Genomic DNA, 16960 nt, shown 5'->3' on the forward strand with positions numbered 1-16960 from the left:
GTGCTCACACGTCTTTGCGGATCGGCTCTTCGACTTTCTGTGCCTGCACATCGATGGTGTGCGGCTGGTTCACGGATGCCTGTGGCTGAACCGGAGGAACCGGTTGGGCCGGGGTCGCATTCGGGTCGGCCGGCTTTTCGTCGTCGTTCATGGCTTTCTTGAAGCCCTTGATCGATTCGCCGACGTCGGTGCCGAGGTTTTTCAGTTTCTTGGTGCCGAATACCAGTACCACGACCACCAGAATGACGACCCAGTGTTTCCAGTCAAAAATGCCCATGCTGCTGCTCCTCTCTAATAGTTATTCAGGCGGACGGGCGCGAGGCTTTCTCGGCGTGTCCGGAGAGACCGAAACGACGGTCCAGTTCATCGAGTACAGCCTGTGGATGCTGCCCCAATTGGGCGAGCATGACCATGCTGTGGAACCACAGATCGGCGGTTTCGTAGATCACATCGCTGCAGTCGCCGCTGACGGCGGCGTCCTTGGCGGCAATGATGGTTTCGACCGACTCTTCGCCGACTTTTTCCAGAATCTTGTTCAAGCCCTTGTGGTACAGGCTGGCGACGTACGAGCTGTCGGCGGCGGCGCCTTTGCGCTCCTCCAGTACCTCGGCGAGGCGGGTGAGAGTGTCACTCATGTTTATGCCCTGCGGAATAGATGGCGTGCGGATCTTTCAGGACCGGGTCGACGGTTGTCCAGTCGCCGTTCTCATAGACGCGGTAGAAGCAGCTCTGGCGGCCGGTATGACAGGCGATGTCGCCGATCTGCTCGACCATCAGGATGATGACATCGGCGTCGCAGTCCAGGCGCATCTCGTGCAGGGTTTGCACATGGCCAGACTCTTCGCCCTTGCGCCACAACTTGCCACGGGAGCGAGACCAGTAAATGGCGCGGTTCTCGGCAGCGGTCAGTTCCAGTGCTTCGCGGTTCATCCAGGCCATCATCAGGACACGCCCGGTCTTGTGATCCTGGGCGATGGCCGGCACCAGGCCGTCAGCATCCCACTTGATCTCGTCCAGCCAGTTTTTCATCTACGACTCCGATACGGGCCCGCACTTCAATAATCGGCGGGCCTACGTTCAATGCAGCGTCCAAACAGTGTGCCAGCGTGTTGCGCGACTGGCTATCGGCGCACGACCAGATACAAACCGACCGCCATCATGATGCCAGCTGGCCAATAGTCCAACTGATTCAGCGGTCCGCCCGCGGCAAGGACGGCACCACCGGCCAGATGGGCCGTACCGAGCAGGCGCAGGAACCAGTCGTCACGGCGTCGATGCCACGCTGGCGGCGGGACGTAGGCGTGGGGTTGGGACATGCGTTCGAGCAGGTCGCGGGCCATGTTGGCCAGGTGCGGGATCTGTTCGAACTGGCTGTGCACGTTGCCGAGCAGGGCTTTGGGGCTGACCCGCTCGCGCATCCAGCGTTCGAGGAACGGCTGCGCGGTGTTCCACAGATCGAGGTCCGGGTACAGCTGGCGGCCCAGGCCTTCGATGTTCAACAGGGTTTTTTGCAGCAGGACCAGTTGCGGCTGCACTTCCATGTTGAAGCGGCGCGCGGTCTGGAACAGGCGCATCAGCACCTGACCGAAGGAAATATCTTTTAACGGTTTTTCGAAGATCGGTTCGCACACGGTACGGATCGCTGCTTCGAATTCGTTGAGTTTGGTTTCCGCCGGCACCCAGCCCGAATCGATGTGCAACTGCGCCACGCGACGGTAATCGCGCTTGAAGAAGGCGAACAAGTTGCGCGCCAGGTAATCCTGGTCTTCAGGGGTCAGGCTGCCGACGATGCCGCAGTCGATCGCAATGTATTGCGGGCTCCACGGGTTCACGGTGCTGACGAAAATGTTGCCGGGGTGCATGTCGGCGTGGAAGAAGCTGTCGCGGAACACCTGGGTGAAGAAAATCTCCACGCCACGTTCGGCGAGCATTTTCATGTCGGTGCGCTGGTCGGCCAGGGTCGCCAGATCGGTGACCTGGATGCCGTAGATACGCTCCATCACCAGCACTTTCGGTCGGCACCAGTCCCAATAGACTTGCGGTACGTACAACAACGGCGAGCCGTCGAAGTTGCGCTTCAACTGGCTGGCGTTGGCCGCCTCGCGCAGCAGGTCGAGTTCGTCGTAGATGGTTTTTTCGTAATCGCTGACCACGTCCACCGGGTGCAGCAGGCGCGCATCGGCCGAGAGTTTTTCGGCGGCGCGGGCGAGGATGAACAGCCACGCCAGGTCCTGGGCGATCACCGGTTTTAGGCCCGGGCGGATCACCTTGACCACCACTTCTTCACCGGTTTTCAGTTGCGCGGCGTGCACCTGCGCCACCGAGGCCGAGGCCAGCGGTTCGACGTCGAAACGGCTGAACACGTCGCTGATTTTCTTGCCCAGCTGTTCTTCGATCAACTTGACCGACACTTGCGAGTCGAACGGCGGCACGCGGTCCTGCAGCTTCATCAGTTCGTCGGCGATGTCTTCGGGCAGCAGGTCGCGACGGGTGGACAGGATCTGCCCGAACTTGATGAAGATCGGCCCCAGGTCCTGCAACGCCAGGCGCAAGCGCACGCCACGGCTCAGGTCCAGGGCCTTGCGCGGGAACCAGCGCCACGGTAAAGCATAACGCAGCGCCCGCAGGAACCAGGGCAGCGGCAGGGCGAACAGCAGGTCATCGAGGCGGTAGCGGATCACGACGCGCTGGATGCGCAACAAACGGCGGACGGCAAGCAGCTTCATGCGTTATCGCTTGGGTCGAGGGATCGGGAAAGGCGCTCGAAACGCGCCTCGAGACGTTCCAGATCGAGCTTGATCTGGTCCAGTTCACTGAATCGGGCTTCGGCTTCGCGCTGGCCGACGAGGGTGCGCGATTCTTCGGCCAGGTATTCGCCCAGGTTCTGGCCCAGGCTGGCGAAGCCTTGCTGATACCAGCGGGCGCGGCTGCGCAGGTGACCACCGACCAGTTGCGTGGCCACCGGGCCCAGCCAGCGCGAGAGTTCGTACTCCCAGTCCAGCTCGAGGTCCTGGAGGATCGCCGCCAGTTCCAGCAGCACGCCGCTATCGCCGTCGAGTTCGACTTCAGGGCTGTGCAGGACCGAGGTCTTGTCCTTGCTCATGGCCAGTTTCAGCAGGCTCGAGGCCGGTGCGCGCAAGGTGCAGTCGGCGCCGGTTTCCCACTGGGAGGCGAGCATCAGGCCTTCGTCGCTGGGCAGGATGAACAGTTGCAGCGCCGGGCTGCGGCAGTCGACGGCAATCACTCTGCCGCTCAAATGCGCCAGCCGCGGCAGCGCCGTGCTGTCGAGACGCAGCACCCGGTTCAGGCCGAGTTCAACGCTGGCGAGCAGGCCGGCGAGCAGCATCAGGGCTTGATGCCGCGGTGCAGGGCAACGATGCCTGCGGTCATGTTGTGATAGGTCACGCGGTCGAAACCGGCCTCGACCATCATCGACTTCAGGGTTTCCTGGTTCGGGTGCATGCGGATCGATTCGGCCAGGTAGCGATAGCTTTCCGAATCGTTGGTGATCAGCTTGCCCATCAGCGGCATGAAGGCGAACGAGTAGGCGTCGTAGGCCTTGGACATCAGTGCGTTGGTCGGCTTGGAGAATTCCAGCACCAGCAAACGGCCGCCAGGCTTGAGCACGCGCAGCATCGAGCGCAGGGCGTCTTCCTTGTGGGTCACGTTGCGCAGGCCGAAGGCGATGGTCACGCAGTCGAAATGGTTGTCCGGGAACGGCAGCTTTTCCGCGTCGGCCTGGACGAATTCGACGTTGCCGGCCACACCGAGGTCCAGCAGGCGGTCACGACCGACCTTGAGCATGGATTCGTTGATGTCGGCGAGCACCACCTGGCCGGTCGGGCCTACCAGATGCGAGAACTTGCGGGTCAGATCGCCAGTGCCGCCGGCGATGTCGAGCACGCGGTTACCGGCACGAACGCCCGACAGTTCGATCGCGAAACGCTTCCACAGACGGTGCATGCCGCCCGACAGGAGGTCGTTCATCAGGTCGTACTTCGCGGCTACCGAGTGGAAAACCTCAGCGACTTTTTCCGCTTTCTGGCTTTCCGGAACGTTTTTGAAGCCGAAGTGAGTGGTGGGTTCGGCATCGCTGCCTTTGCGCTGATCAGTCATATCGCTGTCACCAAAAGAGAATGCGCGACATTCTAATCCCCAAGGCATGCTTTGTCTTGGCAAGGCTGAAGGTAAGATGGGCAACCATCGGGACGTTTTGACGCAGCAGAGGTCAAGATGCCTCGGGAAAGCATCCATAAAGCAGGAGTCATTCGATGGCCCGTATTAGTGTTGAACGTGCCCATGGCCTGGGTAAGGAAGCGGCTCGCGAAAAGGCCGACAAGCTGGCGCAGAAACTTTCCGACCAGTATGGCCTGGAGCCGCAGTGGTCCGGCGATACCCTGAACCTCAAGCGCTCGGGTGTGAAGGGCGCAGTGCATATCAGTGAAGACTCGATCAAGGTCGACGTGGAGCTGGGCCTGATGATGTCGGCCATGAGCGGCATGATCAAAGCGGAAATCGAAAAGGCGCTGGATAAGGTCCTGGTCTGACTTTCTGGTTGAAATGAGATCCCACATTTTGGTTTGTGGTGTGACCAAGGCTTTATGTCATTTGTTAGGGTGCCGTTTCTAATTTTTCTCCCTACTTTGTGCCAGAGCCCGACACTTACCCGGGCAGTTCCTCAAACCTTCTGCGCGTGAGGTGCACCATGGCCAAAGTTATTTTGAAGAAAAAAATCGACCCGTCGACCGGCACGCTGAGCGACGTCAAATCCTATGCCCGCAAGATCTGGCTGGCAGGCCTGGGTGCCTACACCAAGGTCGGCCAAGAGGGTAGCGAGTACTTTCAAGAGCTGATCAAAGCGGGTCAGGTTGTTGAAAAAAAAGGCAAAAAGGTAGTTGCTGAGAAACTTGAAGCGGCCAATGCCGAGATCGATGAAGCCAAGAGTGAAGTCAGTACTTTCAAAGGCCGCGTCGAAGTTCAACTCGACAAGGTCGAGAAGGCGTTTGACACGCGTGTCGCAAGTGCCTTGAATCGTATCGGTATTCCGTCTAAACATGACGTTGAGGCACTCTCTGCTAAGCTCGATGAGCTGACGGCATTGCTCGAACGTGTCGCGCGTAAATCTTAAGGAGAACGGGATGGCTGTTAAAAAGAACACCGAAAAAGAAGGCAGCTCGTGGATCGGGAAGGTTGAAGATTACTCCCGAAAAATCTGGCTGGCTGGTTTAGGCGTGTACTCGAAGATCGACACTGACGGCAGCAAACTCTTCGATGCATTGGTTAAGGACGGCGAGAAAGCCGAGAAGCTCACCAAGAGCGCTGTTGGCAAGACTGTTGACGCCGCCAAGGACTCCGCTTCTTCGGCCAAGTCGCGTATCAGCGGCGTGAAAGATCGCGCACTGGGCAAGTGGGATGAGCTGGAAGGTGCTTTCGACAAGCGTCTGAACAGCGCCATTTCGCGTCTGGGCGTACCGAGCCGCAACGAAGTCAAGGCACTGCACAGCAAGGTCGATACCCTGACCAAGCAAATCGAAAAACTGACCGGTGCCAAGGTTGCGCCTGTTGCGGCGAAAACCGCGGCAGCCAAGCCTGCTGCCAAGCCGGCCGCCAAAACCGCAGCCAAGCCACTGGCAAAAGCAGCGGCTAAACCTGCTGCCAAGCCTGCGGCTAAAACTGCAGCCGCCAAACCGGCCGCCGCAAAAGCCGCCGCCAAACCAGCGGCTAAACCGGCCGCCAAGCCTGCAGCGAAAACTGCAGCGGCCAAACCCGCTGCGGCGAAAAAACCAGCGGTGAAAAAGCCGGCCGCTCCAAAAGCCGCCGCGCCAAAACCAGCAGTGGCAGCTGCCAAACCGGCAACGCCGGCAGCTCCGGTCAGCGCATCGAACTCCGCTACCGCACCGACCCCTGCTGTCACCCCGACTGTCGCGCCGGCTCCATCGACGCCAACCAGTCAGTCCTGATTCTCAGGGCTCAAGAAAGCGCCCGGCCTGTGAAGGCCGGGCGTTTTTGTTTGTGCGCGATTATGTAGACGCTGTAGTGCCCCTGTGGGAGCGAGCCTGCTCGCGATGACGGAGTGTCAGGCAGCAAATAGGTTGGATGATGGACCGCCATCGCGAGCAGGCTCGCTCCCACAGGGGTTAGATGTACTCAGGGTTATTCGTGGTCTTTCAGATACTCCATCGCCATCTGTTCGGTCGCAGCCTTCATCGACGGCAGCAGATGCGGCGCCACAAGCATCATGATCTGGTAGACCACCAATCGCACCTCGCCCTGACGATCAAGAATCCGCTGGTAATCCAGCGAGAACAGCAGGGTCATGGTGATCTGTTCCACCAGTTGCCCCAGTGCCTGGGTATCGCTGACCAGCAGCCCTTGCGCCTGCAATCGTGCCAGCAGCGATGCCAGTGTGCGCTTGAGTGCATTGAGCAGGTTGCGAATGCCCTTGGCCAGTTTCGGCAGGCGCCCGGCGAGGTTCGACAGGTCCTGGAACAGGAACCGGTAATGGGACAGGCGTTCGACGATCAGGTGCAGGAACAGCCAGTATTCTTCGGGTGCCAGTTCAGCATCGGCCGGCGGATCGAGCAAGGGCGCCAGTTCGCCCTGAAAACGCTCGAACAGCCCGAGAATCAGCGGTTCCTTGCCGTGGAAGTGGTAGTAGAGGTTGCCCGGGCTGATGCCCATTTCATTGGCAACTTCCATGGTGGAGACATTCGGTTCGCCCTTTTGATTGAACAACTGCAGGGCACATTCGAGGATCCGGTCGCGGGTTTTCATCCAGTCTTCTTAATGATCGAGTCTTGCCACGACCGGCAGAGGCCGTGGCTCGTTGAACGTCAGCGCACGCGCACGTAAGTACCGGGTGCTGCCTCCATCGGTGGATAGTTCTGGTTGCCGAGCGCCATGTGGGTTTCCTTCTGCGCGCCGGAACGTTCCTGAATCCAGCTCAGCCACTGGGTCCACCAGCTGCCATCGACACGCTTGGCGTCGTAGTACCAGGCTCGGGGGTCGCTGCTCAGTTTGCCGTTCTCGACGTAGTTGGCTTTCGGGTTGCTCGGCGGGTTGAGGATGCTTTGCACATGACCGCTGTTGGACAGCACGAAGCGGCGCTCGCCACCGAGCAACAGCGTCGAGCGATACACCGCGTCCCACGGCGTGATGTGATCGTTGATGCCGGCGACGCTGAAGCTGTCGACGGTGACCTTCTGCAAATCGATCGGTGTGCCACACACTTCCAGGCCGCCCGGGTGAGTCAGCGGGTTGTGCTTGAAGAAGTCCAGCAGGTCGCCATGCAGGGCGGCCGGCAGGCGTGTGTTGTCGTTGTTCCAGTAGAGAATGTCGAACGCCGGTGGCTCCTTGCCCAACAGGTAGTTGTTGACGAAGTAGCTCCAGATCAAATCGTTGGGGCGCATCCAGGCGAAGACCTTGGCCATGTCGCGGCCGTCCAGTACACCTTTCTGATAGGAGCGGCGCTTGGCAGCCTCCAGAGTCTGCTCGTCGGCGAACAGCGTCGCGGGGCTGTCCATCTGACTGTCGAGCAGGCTCACCAGATAAGTCGCGCTGGACACCCTGCGCAGCTGCCGCTTGGCCTGCAGGTGTCCTTGCAGCGCGGCTATGGTCAGCCCGCCGGCGCAGGCGCCCATCAGGTTGACCTCGCGTGCGCCGGTGATCGCCCGGCAGACATTCATGGCTTCTTCCACGGCTTCCACATAGGTCGAGAGCCCCCATTCACGGTGACGCACATCCGGGTTGCGCCAACTGATCATGAAGGTTTGCAGGCCGTTTTTCAGGGCGAACTGGACGAAGCTGTTGTGGGGGCTCAGGTCGAAAATGTAGTACTTGTTGATTTGCGGCGGCACCACCAGCAGGGGCTTGGAATACTGCTTTTCGCTCATCGGCTTGTACTGGATCAACTCCAGCAGCTCGTTGCGAAACACCACGGCACCGGTGGTGGTGGCGACCGTCTTGCCAACCTCGAACGCTTGCTTGGTGACTTGCCGGGGCAGGCCATCGTTGTGCAGCAGATCGTCCACCAAATGACTGATGCCACGGACCAGGCTGTTACCGCCGGAATTGAAGAGCTCCTTGACCGCCAGTGGATTGAGCAGGGTGTTGGAGGGCGATACGGCGTCGTTGAGCAAGGCGAACGCGAAGTGGGCGCGGGCGCGGTCGTCCGGGCTCATGTCGCTCTCGTCGATCCAGCTCTTGACCTGTTTCTGCCAGCTCAGATAGGCCTGCAGGCTACGGCGATAAAACGGGTTGAGGCTCCACGCCGGATCGGTGAAGCGAGCGTCTTGCGGATTGGTCGGGTGCAGGGTTTCGCCCAGCAGCACACGGCCAAGCTGACCGCTGAGTTTGAGGGCATGTCGGGCGCTGTGTACCGGATTGCGCAAGCCATGGGCGGCCACACTGCGCAGGGTCGACAATAGATCCCGACCGCGCAGGCCGGTAATCGCACTCTGTGCATTGATGAACGCGGCGGGAGTCGGTAGGGAATCCCTCGCTGGTTTCTCGCGCATGAGTCAACACTCCTTCGTCTTCAGGCTAAAAACAAACACACCGAACCAGAACACCATAGACGCTGTAACGGGTTGTTGCGCGGTGTGGCGTCCTGCCGACCGCTGAGGCAGCGGTTTAGCTGCCCAATGGCGCCGGACGCGGATGCATCACCGCGCGCTGGCGCTCCTCTTCCAGGAATTTCATGATGATCGGAGCCACTGCTTCGGCCCGGGTAATCAGGAACAGATGCCCGTCATCGATGATGTGCAGCTGGGCGTTGGGAATCCGCCAGGCCAGCAAGCGCATGTTGACCAGCGGGATCAGTGGGTCATCGTCGCCGGCCAGTACCAGGGTCGGCTGGCGGATCTTGTGCAACCAGTGAATGCTGGTCCAGCCGAGGCCGGCGAACAGCTGCCAGTAGTAACCGAGCTTGCCCGCTGAACGCACCTTGGCCGCATGGCTGGCGGCCAGCGTCGGGTCGCGACGGAACGCCCCACCGTAGATCATCGGCGCAATGCGGATCACGTGGGACGGCTGGATGTAACGTCGCGGGCTGGCCATCATCCACAGCACTTTCGGTTTGCCCGGCACCATCACCGCACCCGCCGCCGTTGCGGCCAGCACGAGTTTCTTGCAGCGCTCCGGATAGTCGAAGGCGAACTGCTGGGCCAGGGCGCCACCCCAGGACACGCCAATGACGTTTACCTGCCCGTAGTCGAGATAGTCGAGCATCCGCGCCGTGAGTTTCGCCAGGCTCGGAAAACGATACGGCCGGTTCGGTGTCGACGAACCGCCGACGCCGGGTACGTCGAAGGCGATGACTTCCAGGTCCGGGTCCAGCGCCGCGATGAACGGAAACACCAGCTCCAGGTTGGCGCCGATGCCATTGAAAATCAGCAGGGGCGTCAAGTGAGGCTTGCCGGGGCGTACCGCCGTGCGGAGCGTCTGGCCATCCAGATCGACGGTACGGAATATGAAGGGTTGCGGCATGCTTCTGGCCCTGTGGGTCGCTATCTCAAATTCTTCCTCGATCCCCTGTAGGAGCGAGCTTGCTCGCGAAAAACGCAAAGGCAACGCATTTATCCAGACAGCACGCGTTATCGTTGACGTTCATCGCGAGCGAGCTCGCTCCTACAAGGGGCGAGGTGTGTCAGTTACCGCTCATGCACATAGGTGCCTGGCGCGGCTTCACCCGCTGGATAGGCCTTGTTGCCCAATTTCAGCGGAGCTTTTTTCAGGTTGCCCGCACGCTGTGCGTGCCACGCCTGCCAGTGCAGCCACCAGGAGTCGGCGTGCTTGGTCGACTCTTCTTGCCAGTCATCGGCATTGGCGGGCATTTCGGTGCTGGTCATGTAACGCGATTTCGGATTGCCCGGCGGGTTCAGGATGCTCTGGATGTGCCCGCTGCTGGACAGCACGAATTCAACGTTGCCGCCGAACAATTGCGCCGACTTGTAGCAGGAACGCCACGGAGTGATGTGATCGTTGGTGCCGGCCAGCGAGAAGATGTCGGCGGTGACCTTCTTCAGATCGATTGGCGTGCCGCACACTTCCAGTGCATCGGCACGGGTCAGTGGGTTACTTTTGAACATCTCGATCAAGTCGCCATGGAACGCGGCGGGCAACCGAGTGGTGTCGTTGTTCCAGAACAGAATGTCGAATACCGGCGGTTCGTTGCCCAACAGGTAGTTGTTGACCCAGTAGTTCCAGATCAGGTCGTTGGGGCGCATCCAGGCGAAGACTTTCGCCATGTCGCGGCCTTCGAGGACACCGGCCTGGTAGGAGTGACGCTTGGCGGCTTCGAGGGTTTGCTCGTCGACGAACAGGGCCACGTCGCTGTCCAGGGTGGTGTCGAGCACGCTGACCAGCAGGGTCAGGGCGTTGACCTTGTTCTCGCCGATTGCCGCGTAGTGGCCCAGCAGCGCGGTGCAGGTGATGCCGCCGGAGCAGGCACCGAGCATGTTCACGTCTTTGCTACCGGTGATCGAGGTGACCACATCAACCGCTTCCTTGAGCGCTTCGATGTAGGTCGACAGGCCCCACTCGCGCTGCTCCTTGGTCGGGTTGCGCCAGCTGACGATGAAGGTCTGCACGTTGTTGCGCAGGCAGAACCGCGCCAGGCTCTTTTCCGGGCTCAGGTCGAAAACGTAGAACTTGTTGATCTGCGGCGGTACCACCAGCAGTGGGCGTTCATGCACCTGTTCGGTGATCGGCTTGTACTGGATCAACTCCAGCACGTCGTTGCGAAAGACCACTGCACCCTCGGTCACGCCAAGCGTCTTGCCGACCTCGAATGCGCCCATGTTGACCTGGCTCGGCATGCCGCCGTTATGCACCAGGTCCTTGGCCAGATGCGAGAGGCCATCGAGCAGGCTTTTACCACCGGTTTCGAAGAAGCGCTTGACCGCCGCCGGGTTGGCCGCCGTGTTGGTCGGGGCGAAGGCCTCGGTCATGAGGTTGATCACGAAGTGCCCGCGGCTGACGTCCTTGGCCGGCAGGTTGCTGTCGTCGATCCAGTCGTGGAGTTCCTTGCGCCACGCCAGGTAGGTTTGCAGATAACGTTTGTAGAGCGGGTTCTGGCTCCAGGCCGGATCCGCAAAGCGACGGTCATCGCTGCCCGGTTGCAGCTCGGATTTGCCGAACAGCACGTTCTTGAGTTCAAGGCCGAAATGAGCGACATGTTTGGCGCTGTGAATCGGTTGTTTGATGGCCTGCCTGAGCACCATTCGAGCAGAAGCCAGTAGATCCTTTCCACGCAGTCCAACGACAGGATTCAGCCCCAAGGTGTTTTCCGAGGCTTGACTCTTCAAGTCATCGTTATTCTTGTTACTCATCTACGACGCTCCATTGTCCTGAGACGAGTACCGGGTCCTGCTGTGTAGTCACACAGCCAATGCCAGGTACTACTGCTCGGGGTGACCGTTAATACTGCATCGCTGCTTTTTTAATGCAGAGAGCACTGCAGGGAACTTGCCAGTTCCATTGGTTACCCGAGTTTAATTTTTTTCGCAAGCAGGCCAATCGGCGGCCCTGAAGCGGAGCATTCAAACAGATGAAATTAGAAAATGCCCTCTAAAGAGCAAGAGGCTCGGATTAGAGCATCAGCTTGACGACGGATTCGTTCGGATCGCGGGTTTTTCCGGCGGCTTTGAGCTCGGCCAGATAATCTTCCCAGAGTGCGTCATAACGTCGCCCCAGCTCGTACAGATATTCCCAGGTGAACAAGCCGCTGTCGTGGCCGTCGTCGAAGGTCAGTTTCAGTGCGTACTGACCGGCCGGTTCTACCTTGGTGAGGCCGACGTTGATCTTGCCGAATTGCAGGATGGGTTTGCCGTGGCCCTGGACCTCGGCGGAAGGCGAGTGCACGCGCAGGAACTCGGCGGGCAGGGTGTATTCCTCGCCGGACGCGTATTTCAGCGACAGGGTTTTCGAGGCTTTGTGCAGCTTGATGTCGGTGGGGAGTTGGGTCATGAGCGGATGTCCGATTGTGTGTGGGACCCCGATTCAAATGTGGGAGCGGGCTTGCTCGCGAAGGGGCCTTAACATTCAACAGTGATGTTGATTGTCAGACCGCTTTCGCGAGCAAGCCCGCTCCCACAGGGTCCGTCATCGTTGTAAGTATGGCTTACAGGATATAACGGGACAGGTCTTCGTTCTGCGCCAATTCGCCCAGGTGGCTGTTGACGTAGTCGGCGTCGATCTGGATCACCTTGTCGTCATGGACGCTGGCCAGGTCGCCGGCGCTGAACGACACCTCTTCGAGCAGGCGCTCGAGCAGGGTGTGCAGGCGACGGGCACCGATGTTTTCGGTTTTCTCGTTGACCTGCCAGGCGATCTCCGCGATGCGCTTGATGCCGCTAGGCTGGAACTCGATGCCCAGGCCTTCGGTTTTCAGCAGGGCGCAATATTGCTCGGTGAGCGAAGCGTGAGGCTCGCTGAGGATGCGTTCGAAGTCTTCCGGGGTCAGGGCCTTGAGTTCGACACGAATCGGCAGGCGGCCTTGCAGCTCGGGCACCAGGTCGCTCGGCTTGCTCAGGTGGAAGGCACCGGAAGCAATGAACAGGATGTGATCGGTCTTGACCATGCCCAGTTTGGTATTGACGGTGCAGCCTTCGATCAGCGGCAGCAGGTCGCGCTGCACGCCTTCACGGGACACATCGACGCCACCGGAATTGCCGCGCTTGGCGACCTTGTCAATTTCGTCGATGAACACGATGCCGTGCTGCTCGACCGCTTCCAGGGCCTTGGCCTTCAACTCTTCATCGTTGACCAGGCGGCTGGCTTCTTCGTCGCGTACCAGCTTGAGCGCTTCCTTGACCTTGAGCTTGCGGGCTTTCTTCTTGCCCTTGCCCATGTTGGCAAACAGGCTTTGCAGCTGGTTGGTCATTTCTTCCATGCCCGGTGGCGCGGAGATATCGACACCGGCCATTTCGGCGACCTCGATTTCGATCTCCTTGTCATCCAGCTGACCTTCGCGCAGGCGCTTGCGGAACAGCTGGCGGGTGTTGGAGTCGGCAGTCGGGGCGTCGTCGTTGCTGAAACCCATGCGCGCCGGTGGCAGCAGGGCGTCGAGGATGCGCTCTTCGGCGGCGTCTTCGGCGCGGTGGCGAACCTTGACGATTTCCTGCTCGCGCAACAGCTTGATCGCGGCATCGGCCAGGTCACGAATGATCGATTCGACGTCGCGGCCGACATAGCCGACTTCGGTGAACTTGGTCGCTTCGACCTTGATGAACGGCGCATTGGCCAGTTTTGCCAGGCGACGGGCGATCTCGGTTTTACCGACACCGGTCGGGCCGATCATCAGGATGTTCTTTGGCGTTACTTCAACACGCAGCTCTTCAGGCAGCTGCATGCGGCGCCAGCGGTTGCGCAGGGCAATGGCGACGGCGCGCTTGGCATCGTCCTGGCCGATGATATGGCGATTGAGTTCGTGGACGATTTCACGGGGAGTCATGGACATAGTATTTAGCGGACCTCAAGCAAGAATGAGCCGTGGCGCGGGGCCGAAACAGGCTTACTCGGCGCAGTCCTGCTCCTCAATGGTCTGGGTGTGGTTGGTGAATACGCAGATGTCGGCGGCGATGCCGAGGGCGGTTTCGACGATTTCCCGGGCCGACAGATCGGTTTTCTTCAGCAGCGCGCTGGCAGCGGCCTGGGCGTAACCGCCGCCGGAACCCATGGCGATCAGGCCTTCTTCGGGTTCAACCACATCGCCGTTGCCGGTGATGATCAGGGAGGCGTCTTTGTTGGCGACCGCGAGCATGGCTTCAAGGCGGCTCAGGGAGCGGTCGGTACGCCATTCTTTGGCGAGTTCGACGGCGGCGCGCACCAGGTGGCCCTGATGTTTTTCAAGCTGACCTTCGAAACGTTCGAAGAGGGTAAAGGCGTCGGCGGTGGCACCGGCAAAACCGGCAATGACCTGGCCGTGGTACAGGCGGCGAACTTTTTTCGCGTTGCCTTTCATCACGGTATTACCAAGGGAAACCTGGCCGTCGCCGCCCATGACGACTTTGCCGTGGCGGCGAACTGAAACGATGGTGGTCAAGGGGAGAGTCTCCACGCAGCGGGGCGAAAATGCCTTATGCCCATTCATATGGGGGTGCTGGAGAGGATTTCAACCGCGTAGCGGAAGAGGGGACGGGCGGCGTGTTACAAATGGGGATATGTGGTGTTGGATATGACGCCATCGCGAGCAAGCTCGCTCCCACAGGGTTAGCGTAAATCCTGTGGGAGCGAGCCTGCTCGCGAAAAACGATGACGCGGTGTTTCTGAAAGATCAGCGGCTTTGGCGTTGTTGTAACAGCAAGTTGCTGAAGCCTGCGCCCGCCAGTTGTTTCTGGGCGGTAGTCAGTTGTTCGCGGTTGCTGAACGGACCGACCAGCACCCGATACCAGGTTTCATCCTTCACCGTGCCCGATTCAACCGCTACAGCCTGACCCAGCAGGATGATCTGCGCCCGAACCTTGTCCGCATCGGTCTCTTTGCGGAACGAGCCAGCCTGCAGGAAAAACTTCGTCACCGGCGCAGCCTTGACCGGTGGCGCAGGAGGCGGAGTAATCCCGGCCAAGGCAGCCTGGGCGCGCGCGGTGTCGATCTTCGCCGCTTCGGCCGGGGTGACCGGCGTGGTCGGGATGGCCGGCACTTGCGGCGTCGGCAGGGTCTTCTCCGGCACGGCATCCGGCGGCACGATGACTTCCGATTCCGGCAGCAAGGTATAGAAGTCGTACTTCGGCTTCACCGGTTGCGTAGGGCTCGGCGGGGTCTTGTTGGCCTCGGCGATCTTGCTGGCTTTCTGCTGTTGCTCGACTTTTTCACGCTTGACCGTGTCGCTGCCCTTGCCCGGCTCCAGTTTCATCAAAAACACCAGGAAGGCGCCGACCGTGAGGCCGATGACCATCCACAACCAACCCGGAATCGGTTGCTTTGCAGGAGCTTGGTAACGGCTGGCGCCACGCTTGGGTGCAGGTTTTTTCTTGGCAGCCAACTTACATACGCTCCAGAGTTTCCAGGCCCAAGAGTTCCAGGCCTTGCTTGAGAGTGCGTCCGGTCAGCGCGGCGAGGCGCAGGCGGCTCTGCATTTGTGCCGGGGTATCGGCGGCGAGGATCGGGCAGTTCTCGTAGAAGCTGGAGAACAGGCCGGCGACGTCGTACAGGTAGGTGCAGAGGATGTGCGGGGTGCCTTTTTCGGACACGTTGTTCAGGATCTCGCCAAACTGCGCGAGCTTCGCCGCCAGTTCGTGTTCGTGCGCCGCTTCGAGAACGATCTGGCCGTCGACTTCGCTGAAGTCCTTGCCGAGCTTGCGGAACACGCCGGCCACGCGGGTGTAGGCGTACAGCAGGTACGGTGCGGTGTTGCCTTCGAAGTTGAGCATCAGGTCGAAGTTGAAGCTGTAGTCACTGGTGCGATGCTTGGACAGGTCGGCGTACTTCACTGCGCCGATGCCCACCACCTTGGCGATGTTGCGCAACTCGGCTTCGGCAAGTGTAGGGTTCTTGTCCTTGACCAGGGTGTAGGCGCGCTCCTGGGCTTCGGTCAGCAGGTCGATCAGCTTCACGGTGCCGCCATCACGGGTCTTGAACGGACGGCCGTCCGCGCCGTTCATGGTGCCGAAGCCCATGTGTTCCATTTCCATCGGATGGGTCACGAAACCGGCCTTGCGCGCCACGGCGAACACTTGCTGGAAGTGCAGGGCCTGACGCTGGTCGACGAAGTACAGCGCGCGATCGGCCTTGAGCTTGCCGCTGCGGTAGCGCACGGCCGCCAGGTCGGTGGTGGCGTAGAGGTAGCCGCCGTCGGCCTTGACGATGATCACCGGCAGCGGGTCGCCGTCGGCGTTCTTGAACTCGTCGAGGAACACGCACTGGGCGCCGTTGCTCTCGACCAGCATGCCTGCGGCCTTCAAGTCGTTGACCACGTTGATCAGGTCGTCGTTGTAGGCGCTTTCGCCCATCACGTCGGCCATGGTCAGTTTGACGTTGAGCAGTTCGTAGATCTTCTGGCAGTGGGACAGCGAGATGTCCTTGAACTTGGTCCACAGCGCCAGGCAGTCGGCATCGCCGGCCTGCAACTTGACCACCAGGCCACGGGCGCGGTCGGCGAACTCTGCGGATTCGTCGAAGCGTTGCTTGGCGGCGCGGTAGAAGTTCTCCAGGTCCGACAGCTCGTCGCTGGTGATCGGGTTTTCCTGCAGGTAAGCCATCAGCATGCCGAACTGGGTGCCCCAGTCGCCGACGTGGTTCTGACGGATCACGGTGTCGCCGAGGAATTCCAGCACACGGGCCACGCCGTCGCCGATGATGGTCGAGCGCAAGTGGCCGACGTGCATCTCCTTGGCCAGATTCGGCGCCGACAGGTCGACCACGGTGCGCTGCACCGGACCGGTCTTGCGCACGCCGATGTGGGCGTCGGCCAGGGCGGCGTCCAGGCGGGTCGCCAGGGCGTCGGTGTTCTGGAAGAAGTTCAGGAAGCCGGGACCTGCGATTTCGGTCTTGGCGACGTTTTCGTCAGCCGGCAGCGCGGCGATGATTTTTTCCGCCAGATCGCGGGGCTTCATGCCGGCCGGCTTGGCCAACATCATGGCGATGTTGCTGGCGAAATCGCCGTTCTTCTTGTCGCGGGAGTTTTCCACCTGGATCGCCGGCGACAGGCCTTCAGGCAACACACCTTCGTTGACGAGTTGGGTGATGGCTTGTTGGATCAGCTGGCGAATGGTGTCTTTCATGGTCTTCTCTTTCGACCGCAGGTGCGGCGGCGCATCATGCGCTGGTGGAAAAACTGGGCATTATCCGTTGCGAAGACGGGCTTGCCAACCTTAGCAGGCAGGATGTGGATGTGTGGTGACAATTAGGGCCTCTTCGCGAGCAAGCCCGCTCCCACGGTAGATCCTGGGTGTGCATAGGTTCTGCATTCAGCACAAATCCCCCTGTGGGAGCGGGCTTGCTCGCGAAAGCGAGCTCAAAA

18 protein-coding genes are annotated in these 16960 nt (G+C 60.4%); 3 read left to right on the plus strand and 15 right to left on the minus strand.

Annotated elements, in window-relative coordinates:
• Positions 1–4 precede the first annotated feature (4 nt).
• The 6 genes from AC3IT9_RS01905 to ubiE form a co-directional block, all read right to left on the minus strand.
• Positions 5–277, minus strand: coding sequence for a twin-arginine translocase TatA/TatE family subunit (locus AC3IT9_RS01905; RefSeq protein WP_150726557.1), 273 nt, complete (start codon positions 275–277; stop codon positions 5–7).
• A 25-nt stretch (positions 278–302) separates the two neighbouring features.
• The gene (locus tag AC3IT9_RS01910) at positions 303–635 is read right to left on the minus strand and encodes a phosphoribosyl-ATP diphosphatase (protein ID WP_007975564.1); all 333 of its coding nucleotides are present in this window, start codon (positions 633–635) and stop codon (positions 303–305) included.
• A complete protein-coding gene (gene hisI / locus AC3IT9_RS01915; protein ID WP_007989281.1) occupies positions 628–1029 on the minus strand; it encodes a phosphoribosyl-AMP cyclohydrolase in 402 nt (133 codons plus the stop codon). Before hisI ends, AC3IT9_RS01910 begins: the two co-directional genes overlap by 8 nt.
• 92 nt (positions 1030–1121) lie before the next feature.
• Complete coding sequence (gene ubiB / locus AC3IT9_RS01920; protein ID WP_489271849.1) at positions 1122–2726, minus strand: ubiquinone biosynthesis regulatory protein kinase UbiB; 1605 nt, start codon at positions 2724–2726, stop codon at positions 1122–1124.
• Entirely contained in the window at positions 2723–3346 is a 624-nt protein-coding gene (locus AC3IT9_RS01925) for a ubiquinone biosynthesis accessory factor UbiJ (RefSeq protein ID WP_007989283.1), read from the minus strand. The genes ubiB and AC3IT9_RS01925 overlap by 4 nt, the downstream gene beginning before the upstream one ends.
• Complete coding sequence (gene ubiE, locus AC3IT9_RS01930) at positions 3346–4116, minus strand: bifunctional demethylmenaquinone methyltransferase/2-methoxy-6-polyprenyl-1,4-benzoquinol methylase UbiE (RefSeq protein WP_007975568.1); 771 nt, start codon at positions 4114–4116, stop codon at positions 3346–3348. The genes AC3IT9_RS01925 and ubiE overlap by 1 nt, the downstream gene beginning before the upstream one ends.
• Positions 4117–4271: 155 nt before the next feature.
• Between ubiE and AC3IT9_RS01935 the strand changes: the two genes are divergently transcribed.
• From AC3IT9_RS01935 to AC3IT9_RS01945, 3 genes are all read left to right on the plus strand, one after another.
• Positions 4272–4547 carry a polyhydroxyalkanoic acid system family protein gene (locus tag AC3IT9_RS01935; protein ID WP_150756793.1) on the plus strand — a complete coding sequence of 92 codons (276 nt, stop codon included), beginning with the start codon at positions 4272–4274 and terminating at the stop codon, positions 4545–4547.
• A gap of 158 nt (positions 4548–4705) precedes the next feature.
• Positions 4706–5128 (plus strand): phasin family protein, encoded by a 423-nt coding sequence (locus AC3IT9_RS01940; RefSeq protein WP_150726562.1) that lies wholly within the window; start codon positions 4706–4708, stop codon positions 5126–5128.
• A gap of 10 nt (positions 5129–5138) precedes the next feature.
• A complete protein-coding gene (locus tag AC3IT9_RS01945) occupies positions 5139–5960 on the plus strand; it encodes a phasin family protein (protein WP_150726563.1) in 822 nt (273 codons plus the stop codon).
• A gap of 193 nt (positions 5961–6153) precedes the next feature.
• Here AC3IT9_RS01945 and AC3IT9_RS01950 read toward each other — a convergent pair whose 3' ends face one another.
• The 9 genes from AC3IT9_RS01950 to argS all read right to left on the minus strand — a co-directional run bounded on the left by AC3IT9_RS01950 (position 6154) and on the right by argS (position 16721).
• The gene (locus AC3IT9_RS01950) at positions 6154–6774 is read right to left on the minus strand and encodes a TetR/AcrR family transcriptional regulator (RefSeq protein WP_150726564.1); all 621 of its coding nucleotides are present in this window, start codon (positions 6772–6774) and stop codon (positions 6154–6156) included.
• 59 nt (positions 6775–6833) lie between these two features.
• Positions 6834–8516 (minus strand): class II poly(R)-hydroxyalkanoic acid synthase, encoded by a 1683-nt coding sequence (phaC, locus tag AC3IT9_RS01955; protein ID WP_489271851.1) that lies wholly within the window; start codon positions 8514–8516, stop codon positions 6834–6836.
• A gap of 115 nt (positions 8517–8631) precedes the next feature.
• Complete coding sequence (gene phaZ / locus AC3IT9_RS01960) at positions 8632–9486, minus strand: poly(3-hydroxyalkanoate) depolymerase (protein ID WP_150726566.1); 855 nt, start codon at positions 9484–9486, stop codon at positions 8632–8634.
• A gap of 164 nt (positions 9487–9650) precedes the next feature.
• The gene (phaC, locus tag AC3IT9_RS01965; protein ID WP_150726567.1) at positions 9651–11330 is read right to left on the minus strand and encodes a class II poly(R)-hydroxyalkanoic acid synthase; all 1680 of its coding nucleotides are present in this window, start codon (positions 11328–11330) and stop codon (positions 9651–9653) included.
• A 259-nt stretch (positions 11331–11589) separates the two neighbouring features.
• The gene (locus AC3IT9_RS01970) at positions 11590–11967 is read right to left on the minus strand and encodes a gamma-butyrobetaine hydroxylase family protein (protein ID WP_046039629.1); all 378 of its coding nucleotides are present in this window, start codon (positions 11965–11967) and stop codon (positions 11590–11592) included.
• Between the two features lie 154 nt (positions 11968–12121).
• Positions 12122–13459 carry an ATP-dependent protease ATPase subunit HslU gene (gene hslU, locus AC3IT9_RS01975; RefSeq protein ID WP_150726569.1) on the minus strand — a complete coding sequence of 446 codons (1338 nt, stop codon included), beginning with the start codon at positions 13457–13459 and terminating at the stop codon, positions 12122–12124.
• A gap of 54 nt (positions 13460–13513) precedes the next feature.
• A complete protein-coding gene (gene hslV, locus AC3IT9_RS01980) occupies positions 13514–14044 on the minus strand; it encodes an ATP-dependent protease subunit HslV (RefSeq protein WP_046031180.1) in 531 nt (176 codons plus the stop codon).
• A gap of 231 nt (positions 14045–14275) precedes the next feature.
• Positions 14276–14983 carry an SPOR domain-containing protein gene (locus AC3IT9_RS01985; protein ID WP_150726570.1) on the minus strand — a complete coding sequence of 236 codons (708 nt, stop codon included), beginning with the start codon at positions 14981–14983 and terminating at the stop codon, positions 14276–14278.
• 1 nt (position 14984) lies between these two features.
• Positions 14985–16721, minus strand: a complete 1737-nt coding sequence (gene argS, locus AC3IT9_RS01990; RefSeq protein ID WP_489271853.1) for an arginine--tRNA ligase — start codon at positions 16719–16721, stop codon at positions 14985–14987.
• Between the last annotated feature and the right edge of the window lie 239 nt (positions 16722–16960).

The organism is Pseudomonas sp. KH_046_1 (assembly GCF_057839025.1).

Coding starts and splice junctions, on each gene's coding strand:
- AC3IT9_RS01970 (WP_046039629.1), bottom strand. CDS start 11,967: ATGACCCAACTCCCCACCGACATCAAGCTGCACAAAGCCTCGAAAACC.
- AC3IT9_RS01925 (WP_007989283.1), bottom strand. CDS start 3,346: ATGCTGCTCGCCGGCCTGCTCGCCAGCGTTGAACTCGGCCTGAACCGG.
- AC3IT9_RS01950 (WP_150726564.1), bottom strand. CDS start 6,774: ATGAAAACCCGCGACCGGATCCTCGAATGTGCCCTGCAGTTGTTCAAT.
- AC3IT9_RS01945 (WP_150726563.1), top strand. CDS start 5,139: ATGGCTGTTAAAAAGAACACCGAAAAAGAAGGCAGCTCGTGGATCGGG.
- hisI (WP_007989281.1), bottom strand. CDS start 1,029: ATGAAAAACTGGCTGGACGAGATCAAGTGGGATGCTGACGGCCTGGTG.
- AC3IT9_RS01940 (WP_150726562.1), top strand. CDS start 4,706: ATGGCCAAAGTTATTTTGAAGAAAAAAATCGACCCGTCGACCGGCACG.
- argS (WP_489271853.1), bottom strand. CDS start 16,721: ATGAAAGACACCATTCGCCAGCTGATCCAACAAGCCATCACCCAACTC.
- phaZ (WP_150726566.1), bottom strand. CDS start 9,486: ATGCCGCAACCCTTCATATTCCGTACCGTCGATCTGGATGGCCAGACG.
- ubiB (WP_489271849.1), bottom strand. CDS start 2,726: ATGAAGCTGCTTGCCGTCCGCCGTTTGTTGCGCATCCAGCGCGTCGTG.
- hslU (WP_150726569.1), bottom strand. CDS start 13,459: ATGTCCATGACTCCCCGTGAAATCGTCCACGAACTCAATCGCCATATC.
- ubiE (WP_007975568.1), bottom strand. CDS start 4,116: ATGACTGATCAGCGCAAAGGCAGCGATGCCGAACCCACCACTCACTTC.
- AC3IT9_RS01935 (WP_150756793.1), top strand. CDS start 4,272: ATGGCCCGTATTAGTGTTGAACGTGCCCATGGCCTGGGTAAGGAAGCG.
- phaC (WP_489271851.1), bottom strand. CDS start 8,516: ATGCGCGAGAAACCAGCGAGGGATTCCCTACCGACTCCCGCCGCGTTC.
- AC3IT9_RS01905 (WP_150726557.1), bottom strand. CDS start 277: ATGGGCATTTTTGACTGGAAACACTGGGTCGTCATTCTGGTGGTCGTG.
- phaC (WP_150726567.1), bottom strand. CDS start 11,330: ATGAGTAACAAGAATAACGATGACTTGAAGAGTCAAGCCTCGGAAAAC.
- AC3IT9_RS01910 (WP_007975564.1), bottom strand. CDS start 635: ATGAGTGACACTCTCACCCGCCTCGCCGAGGTACTGGAGGAGCGCAAA.